This is a genomic window from Streptomyces fumanus, assembly GCF_014655295.1.
In the GTDB taxonomy this organism is placed as follows: domain Bacteria; phylum Actinomycetota; class Actinomycetes; order Streptomycetales; family Streptomycetaceae; genus Streptomyces; species Streptomyces fumanus.
The window spans coordinates 74,573-93,303 of the sequence record NZ_BNBI01000015.1; the positions used below are offsets into that span (position 1 = coordinate 74,573).

Genomic DNA, 18,731 nt, shown 5'->3' on the forward strand with positions numbered 1-18,731 from the left:
GAACTTCCCGCAAGAAGTACCGTCGAATATTTTCGACTCTTCAAGCATCTTGACCGCCCCACCCCGCCTCTTCAACATGGGAGCGCTCCCACTGGTTCAAGGCTTGTCGCTCCTCCCCCCTCGTTCCGAGCCGCAAGGAGGAACCAGCACCATGCATCCCGCACGAAGACGCCGCACCACGCGGCGGCTGTGGACCGCCGCGCTGGCGGCCCTGGCGCTCCCGCTGACCATGCTGGGCACCGGCTCGACCACCGCGCACGCGGCGGCGGTCCAGTGCAGCGTGGACTACAAGACGAACGACTGGGGTTCCGGTTTCACCGCGGAACTGACGCTCACCAACCGCGGTACCGAGGCCCTGGACGGTTGGACGCTGACGTACGGATACAGCGGCAACCAGAAGCTCTCCAACGGCTGGAACGGTACCTGGTCGCAGTCCGGGCAGACGGTGACCGTCAAGAACGCCCCCTACAACGCCCGAATCGGCGCCGGCGCCGCGGTGACCACCGGCGCCCAGTTCAGCTACAGCGGCACCAACACCGCGCCGACCTCCTTCTCCATCAACGGCACCGCGTGCACCGGCGCCCACCAGGCACCGATCGCCGTGCTGACCAGCCCCCAGCCGGGCGCGGTCTACTCGCAGGGCGAGCTGGTGCCGCTGGCCGCCACGGCCGCCGCCGCGGACAACGCCACCATCACCAAGGTGGAGTTCTACGACGACACCACCCTGCTGGCCACCGACACCAGCGCCCCCTTCACGCACTCCGCCGCCAATCTGGCCGTGGGCAACCACTCCCTGGTGGCGAAGGCGTACGACAGCCTGGGCGCGTCGGCGAGTTCCACCCCGGTCGGCATCACCGTCTCCTCCGGGCCCACCGTCGTCGCCTCGCCCACCCAACTGGGCGTCCGCCAGGGCACGTCGGGCACGTTCGAGGTCAAGCTGTCCAAGCAGCCGACCGCCAACGTGACCGTCACCACCGCGCGGGCCAGCGGGAACTCGGGCCTCTCGGTCAGCGGCGGCGGGACGCTCACCTTCACGCCGTCGAACTGGAACACCGCGCAGAAGGTGACCATCGCGGCCGACTCCTCCGGCACCGGCTCGGCGGTCTTCGAGTCGACCGCCCCCGGGCACGGCAAGGCCACGGTCACCGTGACCCAACTGGCGGCCGCCAAGGAGTACGACGAGCGGTTCCTGGAGCTGTACGGGAAGATCACCGACCCGGCGAACGGCTACTTCTCCCCCGAGGGCATCCCGTACCACTCGGTGGAGACGCTGATCGTCGAGGCGCCGGACCACGGCCACGAGACCACCTCCGAGGCGTACAGCTATCTGCTGTGGCTCCAGGCCATGTACGGCAAGGTCACCGGTGACTGGACGAAGTTCAACGGCGCGTGGGAGATCATGGAGAAGTACATGATCCCGACCCACGCCGACCAGCCCACCAACTCCTCGTACAACGCCTCCAAGCCGGCCACCTACGCGCCCGAGCTGGACACGCCGCAGCAGTACCCGGCCCGGCTCGACACCGGTGTCTCGGTGGGTCCGGACCCGATCGCCGGCGAGCTGAAGTCGGCGTACGGCACGGACGACGTCTACGGCATGCACTGGCTGCAGGACGTGGACAACGTGTACGGGTACGGCAACTCGCCCGGCAAGTGCGAGGCGGGCCCGTCCGACACCGGACCGTCGTACATCAACACCTTCCAGCGCGGGGTGCAGGAGTCCGTGTGGGAGACGGTGCCGCAGCCGACCTGCGACGCCTTCAAGTACGGCGGGAAGAACGGCTACCTGGACCTGTTCACCGGTGACTCCTCCTACGCCAAGCAGTGGAAGTACACCAACGCCCCGGACGCCGACGCGCGGGCCGTGCAGGCCGCGTACTGGGCGGACGTCTGGGCCGAGCAGCAGGGCAAGGGCTCGCAGGTCTCCGCGACCGTCGCCAAGGCCGCGAAGATGGGCGACTACCTGCGGTACGCCATGTACGACAAGTACTTCAAGAAGGTCGGCAACTGCGTGGGGCCCACGTCCTGCCCGGCGGGCACCGGCAAGGACTCCTCGCACTACCTGCTCTCCTGGTACTACGCCTGGGGCGGGGCCTACGACACCTCCGCGGGCTGGGCCTGGCGGATCGGCTCCAGCCACACCCACGGCGGCTACCAGAACCCGCTGGCGGCGTACGCGCTGAGCAGCTACGCCGACCTGAAGCCGAAGTCGTCGTCGGGCGCGGCGGACTGGGCGAAGTCGCTGAGCCGGCAACTGGAGTTCTACCGCTGGCTGCAGTCCGACGAGGGGGCCATCGCGGGCGGCGCGACCAACAGTTGGCAGGGCCGCTACGCGACCCCGCCGAGCGGGACGCCGACCTTCTACGGCATGTACTACGACGAGGCGCCGGTGTACCACGACCCGCCGTCCAACCAGTGGTTCGGCTTCCAGGCGTGGTCCATGGAGCGGGTCGCCGAGTACTACCAGCAGACCGGTGACGCCAAGGCCAAGGCGGTCCTGGACAAGTGGGTCGACTGGGCGCTGTCGGAGACCACGGTCAACCCCGACGGCACCTTCCGGATCCCGTCGACGCTCCAGTGGTCGGGCAAGCCCGACACCTGGAACGCCTCCTCGCCGGGTGCCAACAGCGGCCTGCACGTCACGGTCGCGGACTACACCAACGACGTCGGGGTGGCGGCGGCCTACGCCAAGACGCTGACGTACTACGCGGACCGCTCGGGTGACACCGCGGCGGCGAGCACGGCGAAGGCGCTGCTGGACGGCATGTGGGAGAACAACCAGGACGCGCTCGGCATCGCCGTCCCGGAGACCCGCGCCGACTACAACCGCTTCGACGACTCGGTGTACGTCCCCAGCGGCTGGACCGGCACCATGCCCAACGGCGACGCGATCAACTCGTCGTCGACGTTCGAGTCCATCCGTTCCTTCTACGAGGACGACCCGGCCTGGTCGAAGGTCGAGAGCTACCTCGCGGGCGGTGCCGCGCCCGTCTTCACGTACCACCGGTTCTGGGCCCAGGCCGACATCGCCCTGGCCATGGGCTCGTACGCGGAGCTCCTCGAATAAGTCCCCGCTAAAGGCTCCGCGTACCGCGTCGGGCGGTCCCCCTCCGCACGGGGGACCGCCCGATCGTCGCGTGCCGCCCCCTCGGAAGGAATCCCGCACCGTGCGAAGAACGCGCATCCTCACGGCCGTGCTCGCGCTGACGGCCGGTCTGCTCACGGGCGCCGCGCCCGCGCTGGCCGCCGGCCCCTCCGGGGTGCCGGTCGCCGCGGACAGCTACACCTGGAAGAACGCCCGGATCGACGGCGGCGGTTTCGTCCCCGGCATCGTCTTCAACCGCTCGGAGAAGGACCTGGCCTACGCCCGGACCGACATCGGTGGCGCCTACCGCTGGCAGGAGTCGACGAAGACCTGGACGCCGCTGCTCGACCACGTCGGCTGGGACGACTGGGGACACACCGGGGTGGCGAGCATCGCCACCGACGCCGTGGACCCGGACCGGGTGTACGCGGCGGTCGGCACGTACACCAACTCCTGGGACCCGGGCGACGGCGCGGTGCTGCGCTCGGCCGACCGGGGCGCCACCTGGAAGAAGACGGACCTGCCGTTCAAGCTGGGCGGCAACATGCCCGGCCGGGGCATGGGCGAGCGGCTCGCCGTCGACCCGCACGACAACGACGTACTGTACCTGGGCGCGCCCAGCGGCCAGGGCCTGTGGCGGTCGACCGACGCGGGTGTCACCTGGCAGCGGGTCACGGCCTTCCCCAACCCCGGGAACTACGCGCAGGACCCGGGCGACACCAGCGGCTACGCCTCCGACAACCAGGGCGTCGTCTGGGTCACCTTCGACGAGTCCACCGGCACCCCGGGCAGCGCCACCAAGACGGTCTACGTGGGGGTGGCCGACAAGGAGAACGCCGTCTACCGCTCGACGGACGCGGGCGCCACCTGGCAGCGCCTGCCGGGCCAGCCCACGGGCTATCTGGCCCACAAGGGCGTCCTGGACGCGGAGAACGGCTACCTCTTCCTGGCCTACAGCGACACCGGCGGCCCCTACGACGGCGGCAAGGGCAAGCTGTACCGGTACGCGACGAGGACCGGGCAGTGGACGGACATCAGCCCGGTCGCCGAGGCCGACACCTCCTTCGGCTACAGCGGGCTGAGCGTCGACCGGCAGCACCCGGGCACGGTGATGGCGACCGCGTACAGCTCCTGGTGGCCGGACACCCAGATCTTCCGCTCCAGGGACAGCGGCGGCACCTGGACCAAGGCGTGGGACTACACCTCCTACCCCGCCCGGGAGAACCGCTACACCATGGACGTCTCGTCCTCCCCCTGGCTGACCTGGGGCGCGAACCCCGCGCCGCCCGAGCAGACGCCGAAGCTGGGGTGGATGACGGAGGCGCTGGAGATCGACCCGTTCGACTCCGACCGGATGATGTACGGCACGGGCGCGACGATCTACGGCACGGAGAACCTGACCGCCTGGGACAGCGGGGGCAAGTTCACCGTGCGGCCGATGGTCCAGGGGCTGGAGGAGACGGCCGTCAACGACCTGGTCTCGCCCCCGTCGGGCGCCCCGCTGCTCAGCGCCCTCGGTGACCTGGGCGGCTTCCGGCACACCGACCTCACCAAGGTCCCGCCGATGATGTTCACCTCCCCCACCTTCACCACCGGCACCAGTCTGGACTTCGCCGAGACCAGGCCGGACGTGGTGGTCCGGGCGGGCAACGCCGACTCCGGGCCGCACATCGCGTTCTCCACGGACAACGGCGCCACCTGGTCCGCCGGCACCGACCCGTCGGGGGTGACCGGCGGCGGCACGGTGGCGGCGGGGGCCGACGGCAGCCGGTTCGTGTGGAGCCCGGACGGCACCGGTGTGCGGTACACGACGGGCTTCGGCACCTCCTGGTCGGCGTCGAGCGGCATCCCGGCCGGCGCGGTCGTCGAGTCCGACCGGGTCGACCCGAAGACCTTCTACGGCTTCAAGTCCGGGACGTTCTACGTCAGCACGGACGGCGGCGCCACCTTCACGGCCTCCCCCGCGACCGGCCTGCCCGACGGGGACAGCGTCCGCTTCAAGGCGCTGCCCGGCACCAAGGGCGACATCTGGCTGGCGGGCGGCGAGGCGGGCGGCACCTACGGCCTGTGGCACTCCACCGACGGCGGCAAGAGCTTCGGCAGGCTGGCGAACGTCGGCGAGGCCGACACCATCGGCTTCGGCAAGGCGGCACCCGGCGCCTCGTACCAGACCCTCTACACCAGCGCCAAGATCGGCGGGGTGCGCGGCATCTTCCGCTCCACCGACCGGGGCGCGACCTGGACCCGGATCAACGACGACGCCCACCAGTGGGGCTGGACCGGCGCCGCCATCACCGGCGACCCGCGGGTCTACGGCCGGGTGTACGTCTCCACCAACGGGCGGGGCGTCGTCTACGGCGACACCGCGGGCGGCACGGACCCGGGCCCGGAGCCGACGGGCGCCTGCGCGGTGACGTACCAGGTCACCAACGAGTGGCCGGGCGGCTTCCAGGCGGACGTACGGCTGACCAACACCGGCACCGCCACCTGGTCGAACTGGTCACTGAGCTGGGCGTTCCCCGACGGGCAGAAGGTGACTGCGGCGTGGAACGCCGAGTACGCCCAGTCGGGCGCGACGGTGACGGCGAGGAACGTGGGCTGGAACGCCACCGTGAAGCCCGGCTCCTCGGTGAGCTTCGGGTTCACCGGTGACTGGAAGGGGGGCAACGGGAAACCGGCCGCCTTCACGCTGGGCGACCGGACCTGCGCGGTGACCTGAGCGGGCACGCGGTGGGGGCGGGCGGACCCGCCCCCACCGGGTCTCACGGGGTGTAGACGGACGGGCGCGGGGCCGTCGGCATCTTGTCACCCAGGTAGAAGCTCGGGTGCGGCGGCTGGTTGTAGCCGCTGTTCTGCCATGCCAGGGCGGTGCGGTACATGGTGTCGTGCAGCAGGGTGGTGATCCGGGTGCTCGTCTCGTACGGCGTCGAGTAGATCCGCAGGTTCCTGTTGTCACTGGTGCGCCAGACGACCTCCTCGCGCCAGTCGCCGAGGATGTCGCCCGAGAGGGCCGGGGTCGCCTTGGTGCCGTTGTTCGAGGCGACGCCGGAGCCGGTCAGCAGCCGGGTGTCGGACGAGGGGCCGTACTTGTCGATCTTCGTGCCGTCGAGGAGTTCGCGCACGGGGTCGCCGTCCCACCAGGACAGGAAGTTGGCGGAGGACGGCTCGCGGCCCTTGGTGGCGCCAGCCTCGTCGCGGATCGCGGTGTCGGAGGCCGACCAGACCTCGGCGCCGTCGTTGCCCGCCCAGACGTCCCCGGCGACGCCCCGGCCGTTGTCGCAGCAGGCGGCGAGCTTCCAGCGGACGGCGCCGCTGGCGGGGTTCAGATACAGCTCGGCGGGCTGGGAGGCGGACTCGGAGACCTTGAAGTACTCCAGGCCGGGCGTCGACGGGTCGAGGTCGGCCAGGTGCTGGGCGTCGCCGTGCCCGGTCCGCGCGGTCCACAGGCCGCTGCCGTTGTCGTCCACGGCCATCGCCCCGTACACGATCTCGTCCTTGCCGTCGTTGTCGACGTCGCCGACGGACAGGCTGTGCGAGCCCTGGCCGTCGTAGCCCCGGCCGGCGTTGGTGGAGGAGTTGGTGTCGAAGGTCCAGCGGCGGGTGAAGGCGCCGCCTCGCCAGTCCCAGGCGGCGATGACGGACCGCGTGTAGTAGCCCCGGGCCATGATCAGCGAGGGGCGGGCGCCGTCCAGGTAGGCGGTGCCGGCGAGGAAGCGGTCGACGCGGTTGCCGTAGGAGTCGCCCCAGGAGGAGACCGTGCCCCGGGCCGGTACGTAGTCGACGGTACCCATCGCCTTGCCGGTCTGCCCGTTGAACATGGTCAGGTACTCGGGCCCGGACAGGACGTAGCCGCTGGAGTTGCGGTGGTCGGCGGAGGCGTTGCCGATGACCGCGCCGGTGCCGTCGACCGTGCCGTCGGCGGTCTTCATGGCGACCTCGGCCTTGCCGTCGCCGTCGTAGTCGTACGCCTGGAACTGGGTGTAGTGGGCGCCCGAGCGGATGTTGCGGCCCAGGTCGATCCGCCACAGCCGGGTGCCGTCGAGTCTGATGCCGTCGACGACGGTGTTGCCGGTGTACCCGGACTGGGAGTTGTCCTTGGCGTTGGTGGGCTGCCACTTCAGCACGAAGTCGAGGGCGCCGTCGCCGTCGAGGTCCGCCACGGAGGCGTCGTTGGCCTCGTAGGTGTAGGCGACGCCGTCGGGGGTGGTGCCGCCGGCGGGCGGGGAGAGCGGGACGTCCTTGTAGCCGGCCCGGAACTGGATCGCGTGCACCGAGTCGGCCTGTTCGACGCCGTTCACGACGGCGCGGACGGTGTAGTCGGCGGAGTTCGGGGCGCCGGCGTGGAAGTAGTCGGTGGAGCCGGTGACCGGCGTGGAGTTGACCTTGGTGCCGGCCCGGTAGACGTTGAAGGAGACGGTGTCGGGGTCGGTGGCCAGCCAGCGCCAACTGATCAGGTTGCCGGTGCCGGTGTGGACGCTGACCACGCCCCGGTCGAGCTTCTCCACCTGCCGGGCGGTGGCCGCCTCGGCGGTGCCGGGGGTGAGGGTGAGGGCGGTGCCGGCCAGGGCGGCGGCGACGGCGAGGGCCGTGAGCGGGACCCGGCGTCCGCGGCGCCGGTGCGGGTGCCTCATGGGGGCCTCCTGGGAGGACGGAAGGATTCCGACTACCGGTCGCCGCCGGGGGCGCGGGGGTTGCCGCCCCGCACGCCCCGATCCCCCGGCACTCCCGGGCAGTTGCCGTCCGCTCCGCCCCGATCCCCCGGCGCTCCCAGGCGGTTGCCGTCCCCTCCGCCCGGGTCCCCTCAGGTTCTGCGGAACGCCCGCAGTGTGAACACCGGGTCCGGGCGGGGCCGGTCCTGCTCGGGGAGGGCGGCGAGGCGGGCCGCGAAGAGGTCGGCCAGCGGGGTGCCGGGCGGCAGCGTCATGAACCAGCCGCGCCGCAGGTCCGCGATGGCCCGCCGGGGGCTGCGGCCCTGCCCGTGGCCGGTGAAGCGGGCCTCGCCGGCCGGCACCAGGCCGTGCTCGCGGGCGTACCCCTCGACGGCCTGCCGGGTGTCCGGGGGGACGCTGGGCGGGCGGGCGGCGAGCACGGCGTCGATGTCACTGCCGACGTTGTGCGCGGCGCCCTTGTCGACGGTGGTGACGTACACCCCGCCGGGCCGCAGCACCCGGGCGCACTCGCCGACGACGGTTCGCGCGGCGTCGGGGCTGCCCACCAGGTGCAGCAGCCAGACACTGCTGACCGCGTCGAACACCCCGTCGGCGAACGGCAGTTGGCGGCTGTCGGCGCGGACCACCCGGCCGGGCAGCCGGCCGGCGGCGCGGCGCAGCATGGCGGGGGCGAGGTCCACGCCGGTCACCCGCAGTCCGGCGCGGGCGGCCGCGAGGCGCCGGGTGACGATGCCGGTGCCGCAGCCCACGTCGAGCAGGGTGCGGGCCCGCGCCGGGAGCAGGCCGAGGACCGCCGCGGCGGCGGCCTCGGCGCGGGGCTCACCGCCGCGCAGGGCGTCGTACCGCTCCGCTTCCTGGTCGTAGTCGAGCACGGTGCCTCACTGCGCCCCGTGACCGGCGGACAGCTCCTCCACCCGGCGGGCCAGCTCCAGGTCCTTGTCGGTGACGGCGCCGCCCGCGCTGTGGGTGTGCACGCTCAGCGACACGGTGTCGTAGCCGAGGGTCAGGTCGGAGTGGTGGTCCAGTTCGTCCTGGACCTGGGCGATGTGCACGACCATCGCGGTGGCCGCGGCGTGCGAGGCGAGCCGGTAGGAGCGGGTGATCCGGTCGCCGTCGAGCGACCAGCCCGGCAGTGCGGCGAGCCGCTCCTCGATCTCCTGCCGCGGCAGCGGTCGGACGGGCATGGCTGCGCTCCTCTCGTCAAGGGTCCGGCTCCCCTCAGCGTGCCACAGCCCGGCCGCCGGGGCGCTGGTCGGCCCGCCCGGACCGCCCCGGGACGGCGTTCGGTCGACTACCGTTCCCGGTATGACCGTTTCCCCCTCCATCGCCACCGCCACCGTCGCCGACCGGGGCGTGGGCCCGCTGCTGCGGGCCTGGCGGGAGCGGCGCCGGGTGAGCCAGTTGGAGCTGGCGCTGCGGGCCGGCTCCTCCGCCCGGCACATCAGCTTCATCGAGACGGGCCGCTCCCGGCCGAGCGAGGAGATGGTGCTGCGGCTCGCCGGGCATCTGGAGGTGCCGGTGCGGGAGCGCAACGCGCTGCTGCTGGCGGCCGGTTACGCCCCGCGCTACCCGGAGACCCCGCTGGACGACCCGGCGCTGGACGCCCTGCGCGCGGGCATGGAGCAACTGATCCGCGGCTACGAGCCCTACCCGGCGCTGGTGGTCGACGCCACCTACCGGGTGCTGGCCGCCAACCGGGGCGTGCTGACGCTGACCGAGGGCGTGGCGCCCCACCTGCTGGAACCGCCGCTGAACGCGATACGGCTCACCCTGCACCCCGAGGGGCTCGCCCCGCGCATCCGCAATCTGCGCGAGTGGCGCGGGCATCTGCTGGCCCAGATGGAACGGCAGATCGCGCTGTCCCGCTCGCAGCGGCTGCGGGCGCTGTACGAGGAGGTGGCCGCCTATCCGGTCCCGGCGGACGCGCCCGGCGCGGAACCGGACGAGCCGGTGCCGTACTTCGCGCTGCCGCTGCGGATCGAGCACGCCGGGCACACCCTGTCGTTCATCTCGTCCATCGCCACCTTCAACACGCCGATGGACGTGACCGTCGCCGAGCTGGCCATCGAGACGCTGCTCCCGGCCGACCCGGCGACGGTCAAGTACCTTCAGTCGGCCGTCGCCTGACGCTGCCTCAGCGCGAGGTGCTGGAGCAGGGCGAAGCCGGTGACGACGAGGGCCTGCAGGACGGTCCAGACCGCGCCGGCCGGGGTGGGCGTCAGCCACAGGGCGAGGGCGGCGACGCTCACCGCGGCCCAGGCGAGGTTGGCCTCCACCACCGCCCGCACCCCGAGCGCCGGCGGCCTGCGGCGGGCGGCGAGCAGGGCGACGGCCACCGCGTAGGCGGCGAGGAAGGCGCCGAGGGCGAGCAGCGTGCGGGAGCCGGCGCCGAGGAACCGGCCGAGCGGCCCGGACAGGGCGAGGTAGGCGAGCGCGTTGGCGCCGGTGACCGCGGCGTCCAGGGCGAGGAACCGGCGGAGCATCGCCTGCGGCTCGGCGGTACGGGCGAGCGCGGCCATCGTGGTGGTGGACATGGGGGCACCCTCCGGGGCGTCGGGGTCGGTCGGTACGTCCTCCACGATCCCGGCCGGGCGGGCACCGGTCGATTACCCGCCGGGTAATGCCGCCGGTCCGCGCTGGGCTCGTGGGGCCGAACATGACAGACTTCCGCCATGCCTGAACAGGTCGGGGAGGCGGGGCGGTGAGCGAGCGGCGGGCCGCGCCCACCGTCGGTCAAGTGGTGCTGGGCAGACGGCTCCAGGAACTGCGGGAGGCGGCCGGACTGACCCGGGAGCAGGCCGCGCGGATCCTGCGGGTGGCTCCGGCCACCGTCCGCCGGATGGAGATCGCCGAGGTCGCCCTGAAGATCCCGTACCTCCAGCTCCTGCTGACCGCGTACGGGGTGCCGGAGGACGAGGTGGCGGCGTTCGTCTCGCTCGCGGAGGAGGCGAACCGGCCGGGCTGGTGGCAGCGGTACCACGACGTGCTGCCGGACTGGTTCAGCCTGTACGTCAGCCTGGAGGGCGCCGCCCGGATCATCCGCTCCTACGAGCCGCACTTCGTGCCGGGCCTGCTCCAGACCGAGGAGTACGCGCGGGCCGTGCTGGCCGCCGGGACCGTCGGCACCGTCGGCGAGGAGGCGGTCGAGCGGCACGTGGCGCTGCGCAAGGAGCGGCAGGGGCTGCTGGAGCGGCCCGACCCGCCGCACCTGTGGGTGGTGATGGACGAGACGGTGCTGCGCCGACCGGTGAGCATCGACGGCTCGGTGATGCGCGAACAGCTCGACAAGTTGCTGGAGTTCGGCGCCCGGGACCGGGTGACCCTGCAGATCGCCGAGTTCGCTGACGGCCCGCACCCGGGGACGTACGCGCCGTTCACCCTGTTCCGGTTCGCCGAGCCGGAGCTGCCGGACCTGGTCGTCACCGAGTACCTGACCGGCGCCCTCTACCTGGACTCCCGCGGCGAGGTCTCCACTCATCTGGAGGTCCTCGACCACATGACGGCACTGGCCGCCTCCACGCGGCGCACCGAGGAGATCCTGCGGGAGTACCGCGACAGATTCTGACCCGGCCCGTCCGCGCCATCGCACGCCGACCCGAGGAGTACACCGAGCATGACCCGAACCGACGCCGTGCCGCCCATCGACACCAGCCGGCCGCACCCCGCGCGTGTCTACGACTGGTGGCTGGGCGGCAAGGACAACTACCCGGTGGACGAGGAACTGGCCCGGAAGATCCTCGCCGTCGACGACACGGTGGTGCGCGGGGCGCGCGCCAACCGCCGGTTCATGCACCGGGCGGTGCGCACGGTCGCCGAGGCGGGCGTCCGCCAGTTCCTCGACATCGGCACCGGCATCCCCACCGAGCCGAACCTGCACCAGGTCGCGCAGGGCGTGACCGCCGAGTCCCGGGTGGTGTACGCGGACAACGACCCGATCGTGCTGCGGCACGCCGAGGCGCTGCTGCACGGCTCCGCCGAGGGCAGCACCGACTACGTGCACGCCGATGTCCGCGACCCGGAGACGATCCTGCGGCTGGCGGGCGAGTCGCTGGACTTCGACCGGCCGGTCGCGCTGTCGCTGGTGGCGCTCACCCACTATCTGGACGACGCGGCGCACGACCTGCTGAAGCGGTACGTGGCGGCGCTCGCGCCGGGCAGTCATCTGATCCTGTCGCAGGTCACCCCGGACCTGAACCCTGAGGCCGTCGCGAAGGCCGCCGCCCTGTTCGCGCGCGGCGGCACCCCGTTCTTCCCGCGCCCGCTGGCGGAGTTCGCGCGGTTCTTCGACGGGCTGGAGCTGCTGGGTCCCGGGGTGATCCCGGTGACCGGGTGGCGTCCGGAGGCGGAGGACGTAGCCGCGCAGGCGGAGGGCATCGTGCCGGTGTACGCGGGGGTGGCGCGCAAGCCCTGACCCGTACGGGTGCCGTGAACGGGTGCGCTCCCGCGCCCGCCCCTAGGTTCGAGGAGCCGGGGCCAGCAAGGGAGCGCATGTGACGGACACACGGACACCGCCCGCCGAGCCGGGCGCCGCGCTGCTGCGCGCGGGCCGCTTCCTGCGGCCGGGCACGGCCTCGCCCGACCTGCACAGCATCGGTCTGGTCGGCGGGCGGGAGTCGGACGCCTTCTACCGGGAGCGGTGGAGCCACGACAAGGTGGTCACCTCCACGCACGGGGTGAACTGCACCGGCTCGTGCCGCTGGCAGGTGTTCGTCAAGGACGGGATCATCACCTGGGAGGCGCAGGCGACGGACTACCCGTCGACCGGCCCGGACCGTCCCGAGTACGAGCCGCGGGGCTGCCCGCGCGGGGCCGCGTTCTCCTGGTACACGTACTCCCCGACCCGGGTGCGTCACCCGTATGTGCGCGGGGTGCTGCTGGAGATGTACCGGGAGGCGAAGGCCCGGCTCGGGGACCCGGTGCTGGCCTGGGCGGACGTGCAGGGCGACCCGGAGCGGCGGCGGCGCTACCAGCGGGCGCGGGGCAAGGGCGGGCTGGTCCGGGCGGACTGGGACGAGATGGTGGAGCTGATCGCCGCCGCCCATGTGCACACCCTGCGCACCCACGGCCCGGACCGGATCGCCGGGTTCTCGCCGATCCCGGCGATGTCGATGGTGTCGCACGCGGCGGGCGCCCGCTTCCACTCCCTGATCGGCGCCCCGATGCTGTCGTTCTACGACTGGTACGCCGATCTGCCGGTGGCCTCGCCGCAGGTGTTCGGCGACCAGACGGACGTACCGGAGTCGGGCGACTGGTGGGACGCCCAGTACCTGATCATGTGGGGGACGAACCTGCCGGTGACCCGGACGCCGGACGCGCACTGGATGGCGGAGGCCCGCTACCGGGGGCAGAAGGTCGTGGTGGTGGCGCCCGACTACGCCGACAACGCCAAGTTCGCCGACGAGTGGCTGCATCCGCACCCGGGCACCGACGGGGCGCTGGCGCTGGCCATGGGGCACGTGGTGCTGAAGGAGTTCTTCGTCGACCGGGAGACGCCCTTCTTCACCGACTACGTACGGCGCTTCACCGACCTGCCGTTCCTGGTGACGCTCACCGAGCGGGACGGGGCGTACGTGCCCGGGAAGTTCCTGCGCGCCGCCGACCTCGGGCAGGGCGGCGAGGACGCGCTGTGGAAGACGGTGGTGCTGGACGAGGCGACGGGCCGGGCGGTCGTGCCCAACGGCTCGCTGGGCTTCCGCTGGACCGAGGCGGACCGGGGCCGCTGGAACCTCGACCTCGGGGAGGTGCGCCCCCGGCTCAGCCTGCACGGCGATGGGGCCGCGACCGGCGTGGAGGTGCTGCTGCCCCGGTTCGACACCGACGGCGGCCCGCACGGGCAGGGCCGCGGGGACGTGCTGCGCCGCGGGGTGCCCGCGACCCGGCTGGGCGGGCCGGACGGTCCCCTGGTGACGACGGTGTTCGACCTGCTGCTGGCCCAGTACGGCGTCGGCCGGCCCGCGCTGCCGGGCGACTGGCCGGCCTCCTACGAGGACGCCGCCGCGCCCGGCACCCCAGCCTGGCAGCAGACCCACACCTCGGTCCCGGCGGCGGCCTGCGCGCGGATCGCCCGGGAGTTCGCGCGCACCGCCGAGCGGTCCCGGGGCCGCTGCATGATCCTGATGGGCGCCGGCACCAACCACTGGTTCCACTCCGAGACGATCTACCGGACCTTCCTCGCCCTGCTCCAGCTCACCGGCTGCCAGGGCCGCAACGGCGGCGGCTGGGCGCACTACGTCGGCCAGGAGAAGTGCCGCCCGCTGACCGGCTGGGCCACCCTGGCCGGCGCCCTGGACTGGTCCCGTCCGCCCCGGCAGATGATCGGCACCGGGTACTGGTTCCTCCACACCGACCAGTGGCGCTACGACCGGTTCGGCGCCGACGTCCTCGCCTCGCCGCTGGCCGGGGGCGCCCTGGCGGGGATGACCGCCGCCGACTGCCTCGCCCTGTCGGCGCGGGCGGGCTGGATGCCGTCGTACCCGACCTTCGACCGCAACCCCCTGGAGCTGGGCGAGGTGTTCGGCGACCCGGTGGCCAGGGCGGTGGCCGAACTGCGCGCGGGCACGCTGCGGTTCGCCTGCGAGGACCCCGACGCGCCGGAGAACTGGCCGCGGATCGTCACGCTGTGGCGGTCCAATCTGCTGGGCTCCTCGGCCAAGGGCGCCGAGTACTTCACCAAGCACCTGCTGGGCACCCACTCCTCGCTGCGGGCCGAGGAGGCGGCGCCCGGGGAGCGGCCCCGCGATGTGGTCTGGCGGGAGGAGGCGCCCGAGGGCAAGGTCGACCTGCTGCTGTCGCTGGACTTCCGGCACACCTCCTCCACCCTGCTGTCCGACGTGGTGCTGCCCGCCGCGACCTGGTACGAGAAGCACGACCTGTCCAGCACCGACATGCACCCCTTCGTGCACGCCTTCTCCCCGGCCGTGGACCCGCCCTGGCAGGCCCGCACCGACTTCGACACCTTCCGGGCGCTCGCCGACAAGCTCAGCGTACTCGCCGTCACCCACCTCGGCGTCCGCAAGGACCTGGTCGCCACCCCGCTCCAGCACGACACCCCCGCCGAGACCGCCCAGCCGGGCGGGGTGGTGCGGGACTGGCGGCGCGGCGAGTGCGCGCCGGAGCCGGGGCGGACCATGCCCGCGCTGACCGTGGTGGAACGCGACTACACGGCGATCGGCGCGAAGTTCGCCGCGCTGGGTCCTCTGGTGGAGGCCAAGGGCCTGCCCGCCAAGGGGGTCGCCCTGCGCCCGGACGAGGAGGTGGAGCTGCTGCAGCGGACGAACGGCACGGTACGCGGCGGGCCCGCCGCCGGGCGCCCCGCGCTGGACACGGCGGTGAAGGCGGCGAACACCGTCCTGGCGCTGTCCGGCACCACCAACGGCCGCCTCGCCGTGCAGGGCTTCCGCGCCCTGGAGGAGAGGACCGGGCAGCCGATGGCCCACCTGGCCGCCGAGCACGAGGGCAGGCGGATCTCCTACGCGGACACCCAGGCGGCCCCGGTGCCGGTGATCACCTCACCGGAGTGGTCGGGCAGCGAGTCCGGCGGGCGCCGCTACGCGCCGTTCACCCTGAACACCGAGCACCTCAAGCCCTGGCACACCCTCACCGGCCGGCAGCACTTCTTCGTCGACCACGACTGGATGCACGAACTGGGCGAGGCACTCCCCGTCTACCGGCCGCCGCTGGACATGAACCGCCTGTTCGGCGAACCCCGGCTCGGCCCCGACGGCACCCGCGAGGTCACGGTCCGCTACCTCACCCCGCACAACAAGTGGTCGATCCACTCCGAGTACCAGGACAACCTGTTCATGCTGTCCCTCTCCCGGGGCGGCCAGTCCGTCTGGATGTCCCCGCAGGACGCCGACGCCATCGGGGTGGCCGACGACGACTGGATCGAGGCGGTCAACCGCAACGGGGTCGTGGTGGCCCGCGCGATCGTCTCGCACCGGATGCCGCCCGGCACCGTCTACATGCACCACGCCCAGGAACGCACCGTCAACGTGCCCCTGTCGGAGACCACCGGCATGCGCGGCGGCACCCACAACTCCCTGACCCGGCTGCTGCTCAAACCCACCCATCTGATCGGCGGGTACGCCCAGTTGTCCTGGGCGTTCAACTACCTGGGCCCGACCGGAAACCAGCGCGACGAGGTCACGGTGATCCGCCGCCGGAGCCAGGAGGTGACGTACTGATGCGCCCGATGGCCCAGGTAGCGATGGTCATGAACCTCGACAAGTGCATCGGCTGCCACACCTGCTCGGTCACCTGCAAACAGGCGTGGACCAACCGCCGGGGCATGGAGTACGTCTGGTTCAACAACGTCGAGACCCGCCCCGGCCAGGGCTACCCCCGCCGCTACGAGGACCAGGACACCTGGCGCGGCGGCTGGGAGCTGAACCGGCGCGGCGCGCTGAAGCTCAAGGCGGGCGGCCGGTTGAAGAAGCTCGCCGGAATCTTCTCCAACCCCAGGCTCCCGGAGATCAAGGACTACTACGAGCCCTGGACGTACGACTACAAGAACCTGACCGACGCCCCGCTCGGCGGCGACTACCCGGTGGCCCGGCCCGTCTCCCAGCTCGACGGCAAGCCGATGAAGATCGCTTGGTCGTCGAACTGGGACGACAACCTCGGCGGCGCCCCCGCCCACGGCGGCCTCGACCCCATGGTGGAACGCACCCGCCGGCAGGTCTCCGACAAGGTGCGGTTCGCCTTCGAGGAGAGCTTCATGTTCTACCTGCCGCGCATCTGCGAGCACTGCCTCAACCCCTCGTGCGTGGCCTCCTGCCCGTCCGGGGCCATGTACAAGCGGTCGGAGGACGGCATCGTCCTGGTCGACCAGGACCGCTGCCGGGGCTGGCGGATGTGCGTGACCGGCTGCCCGTACAAGAAGGTGTACTTCAACCACCGCACCGGCAAGGCCGAGAAGTGCACCTTCTGCTACCCGCGGATCGAGGCCGGGCAGCCCACCGTCTGCTCGGAGACCTGCGTGGGCCGGCTGCGCTACCTGGGCGTGCTGCTCTACGACGCCGACAAGGTGGCGGCCGCCGCCGCCACCCCGGACGAGAAGGACCTGTACGAGGCGCAGTTGGGCGTGTTCCTCGACCCGGCCGACCCCGCGGTGCGGCGGGCCGCCGAGGCGGCGGGCATCCCGTACGACTGGCTGGAGGCGGCGCGGCGCTCACCGGTGCACGCGCTGGTCAGCACCTACCGGGTGGCGCTGCCGCTGCACCCGGAGTACCGGACCCTGCCGATGGTCTGGTACATCCCGCCGCTGTCGCCGGTGGTGGACGCGCTGACGGAGACCGGGCACGACGGGGAGGACGCGGGCAACCTGTTCGGCGCCATCGACACCCTGCGGATCCCGCTGGAGTACCTGGCGGAGCTGTTCGCGGCCGGTGACACCGGGCCGGTGCGGGCCTCGCTGGAGAGGCTCGCCGCGATGCGCGCCCATATGCGGGCCCTCACCCTCGGCGAGACGCCCGACCCGGGCGTCCCGGCCGCCGTCGGCATGGCACCGGAGGCGATCGAGGACATGTACCGGCTGCTGGCTCTCGCCAAGTACGAGGAGCGGTACGTCATCCCGACGGCCGCCGTCGGGGACGCGCACGAGCTGGAGGCGTCCGCGCTGCCGGACACCTGCGCGGTGGACGGCGACGGACCGTTCGGACAGGACTCGGGACGCAGGCGGCTGCCGCTGGTGCCGGTGGAGAACTTCCACCGGTTGCGCCGGCGGCAGACCGCCGACGACGAGGAGGAGGTCTGATGCCCGGCTTCGAGGTGCTGTACCAGGCGGCGGCGCTCTGTCTGACCTACCCGGACGACGGCTTCCGGGCGCGGCTGCCGCTGCTGCGCGAGGCGGCGCCGCCGCTGCGGGAGTTCACCGACCACGCGGCCCGCACCCCGCCCGGCGACCTCCAGGCGCACTACGTGGAGGTCTTCGACTTCAAGAACCGGCACAGTCTGTACCTGAGCTGGTGGAGCGACGGCGACACCCGGCGGCGCGGCATGTCCCTGGTCCGCTTCAAGGAGCTGTACCGCGCGCACGGCCTGGAGTGCACCGGCGAGGAACTGCCCGACTTCCTGCCGGCCGTGCTGGAGTTCACCTCCCGCTCCGGGGAGAGGGGCCTGCTGGTGGAGTACCGCGACGCCCTGGAGCAGCTCCGCTCCCGGCTCACCGCCTACGGCACGCCCTACGCGTGCGTGCTGGACGCGGTGTGCGCCACCCTGCCGCCCGCGACCGCCGGAGCCCGCCGATGACCGTGCTGCTCTGGGGCGTCCTGCCCTACCTCGCGTTCCTGTCGCTGGTCGCGGGCCTGGTCTGGCGGCACCGCTACGACCGGTTCGGCTGGACCACCCGCTCCTCCCAGGTGTACGAGTCGAGGCTGCTGAACATCGCCTCGCCGGTGTTCCACTACGGCATCCTGTTCGTCCTCGCCGGCCATCTGATCGGCCTGTTCGTCCCGGAGTCGTGGACCTCCGCGCTGGGCGTGAGCGAACGGGCCTACCACCTGTTCTCGCTGATCGGCGGCACGGCGGCCGGGGTGCTGACGGTGGCCGGGATCGCCGCCCTGGTCTACCGGCGCCGCACCAACGCGCCCGTGTTCAAGGCGACGACCGCCAACGACAAGGTCATGTACGTCTTCCTGCTGGCCGCGATCGTCCTCGGCATGGCCGCCAAGCTCGCCCACTCCTCCGGCACCGGCTACGACTACCGGACCACCATCGCGCCCTGGTCGCGGAGCCTGTTCCGGCTCGGCCCGGACCCGGCCCTGATGACCGGCGTGCCGGTGCTGTACCAGGTGCACGCGGTCGCCGGCATGGTGCTGATCGCGCTGGTGCCCTACACCCGGCTGGTGCACATGTTCAGCGCGCCGGTGCAGTACCTGGTCCGGCCGTACGTCGTCTACCGCTCGCGCGACCCCCGGCACCTGGGACCGGGCCCGGACCGGCGGGGCTGGGAGCGGGCGGGGCTGTGAACCGGG

13 protein-coding genes are annotated in these 18,731 nt (G+C 72.4%); 9 read left to right on the forward strand and 4 right to left on the reverse strand.

All coding sequences use genetic code 11. The features are described from left to right. Positions 1-151 precede the first annotated feature (151 nt). Positions 152-3,067, forward strand: coding sequence for a glycoside hydrolase family 48 protein (locus IE316_RS28940; protein WP_190207483.1), 2,916 nt, complete (start codon positions 152-154; stop codon positions 3,065-3,067). Positions 3,068-3,167: 100 nt separating this feature from the next. Then, positions 3,168-5,804, forward strand: a complete 2,637-nt coding sequence (locus IE316_RS28945; RefSeq protein WP_190207484.1) for a cellulose binding domain-containing protein — start codon at positions 3,168-3,170, stop codon at positions 5,802-5,804. 43 nt (positions 5,805-5,847) lie between these two features. Here the strand turns inward: IE316_RS28945 and IE316_RS28950 are convergent, their stop codons facing one another. The 3 genes from IE316_RS28950 to IE316_RS28960 form a co-directional block, all read right to left on the reverse strand. Next, positions 5,848-7,716: a rhamnogalacturonan lyase gene (locus tag IE316_RS28950; protein ID WP_190207485.1), complete on the reverse strand. Its 1,869-nt coding sequence runs from the start codon at positions 7,714-7,716 to the stop codon at positions 5,848-5,850. A gap of 170 nt (positions 7,717-7,886) precedes the next feature. After that, positions 7,887-8,627: a class I SAM-dependent methyltransferase gene (locus IE316_RS28955; protein ID WP_190207486.1), complete on the reverse strand. Its 741-nt coding sequence runs from the start codon at positions 8,625-8,627 to the stop codon at positions 7,887-7,889. A gap of 6 nt (positions 8,628-8,633) precedes the next feature. Next, positions 8,634-8,939, reverse strand: coding sequence for a 4a-hydroxytetrahydrobiopterin dehydratase (locus IE316_RS28960; protein ID WP_190207487.1), 306 nt, complete (start codon positions 8,937-8,939; stop codon positions 8,634-8,636). 121 nt (positions 8,940-9,060) lie between these two features. On the opposite strand from IE316_RS28960, the gene IE316_RS28965 reads away from it, so the two are divergent. Next, positions 9,061-9,882 carry a helix-turn-helix domain-containing protein gene (locus tag IE316_RS28965; RefSeq protein ID WP_190207488.1) on the forward strand — a complete coding sequence of 274 codons (822 nt, stop codon included), beginning with the start codon at positions 9,061-9,063 and terminating at the stop codon, positions 9,880-9,882. Here the strand turns inward: IE316_RS28965 and IE316_RS28970 are convergent. Continuing rightward, positions 9,864-10,289, reverse strand: a complete 426-nt coding sequence (locus tag IE316_RS28970) for a hypothetical protein (protein WP_190207489.1) — start codon at positions 10,287-10,289, stop codon at positions 9,864-9,866. The genes IE316_RS28965 and IE316_RS28970 overlap by 19 nt on opposite strands. Positions 10,290-10,456: 167 nt before the next feature. On the opposite strand from IE316_RS28970, the gene IE316_RS28975 reads away from it, so the two are divergent. The 6 genes from IE316_RS28975 to narI all read left to right on the forward strand — a co-directional run bounded on the left by IE316_RS28975 (position 10,457) and on the right by narI (position 18,725). Next, entirely contained in the window at positions 10,457-11,320 is an 864-nt protein-coding gene (locus tag IE316_RS28975) for a Sco1979 family transcriptional regulator (protein WP_190207490.1), read from the forward strand. Positions 11,321-11,368: 48 nt separating this feature from the next. Next, positions 11,369-12,166 carry an SAM-dependent methyltransferase gene (locus IE316_RS28980; RefSeq protein ID WP_190207491.1) on the forward strand — a complete coding sequence of 266 codons (798 nt, stop codon included), beginning with the start codon at positions 11,369-11,371 and terminating at the stop codon, positions 12,164-12,166. A gap of 79 nt (positions 12,167-12,245) precedes the next feature. After that, the gene (locus IE316_RS28985) at positions 12,246-15,941 is read left to right on the forward strand and encodes a nitrate reductase subunit alpha (RefSeq protein ID WP_190207492.1); all 3,696 of its coding nucleotides are present in this window, start codon (positions 12,246-12,248) and stop codon (positions 15,939-15,941) included. Continuing rightward, a complete protein-coding gene (gene narH / locus IE316_RS28990) occupies positions 15,941-17,512 on the forward strand; it encodes a nitrate reductase subunit beta (RefSeq protein WP_190207493.1) in 1,572 nt (523 codons plus the stop codon). Before IE316_RS28985 ends, narH begins: the two co-directional genes overlap by 1 nt. After that, entirely contained in the window at positions 17,512-18,006 is a 495-nt protein-coding gene (gene narJ / locus IE316_RS28995) for a nitrate reductase molybdenum cofactor assembly chaperone (RefSeq protein WP_190207494.1), read from the forward strand. Before narH ends, narJ begins: the two co-directional genes overlap by 1 nt. After that, entirely contained in the window at positions 18,003-18,725 is a 723-nt protein-coding gene (gene narI / locus IE316_RS29000; protein WP_190207495.1) for a respiratory nitrate reductase subunit gamma, read from the forward strand. Before narJ ends, narI begins: the two co-directional genes overlap by 4 nt. Positions 18,726-18,731: the final 6 nt, after the last annotated feature.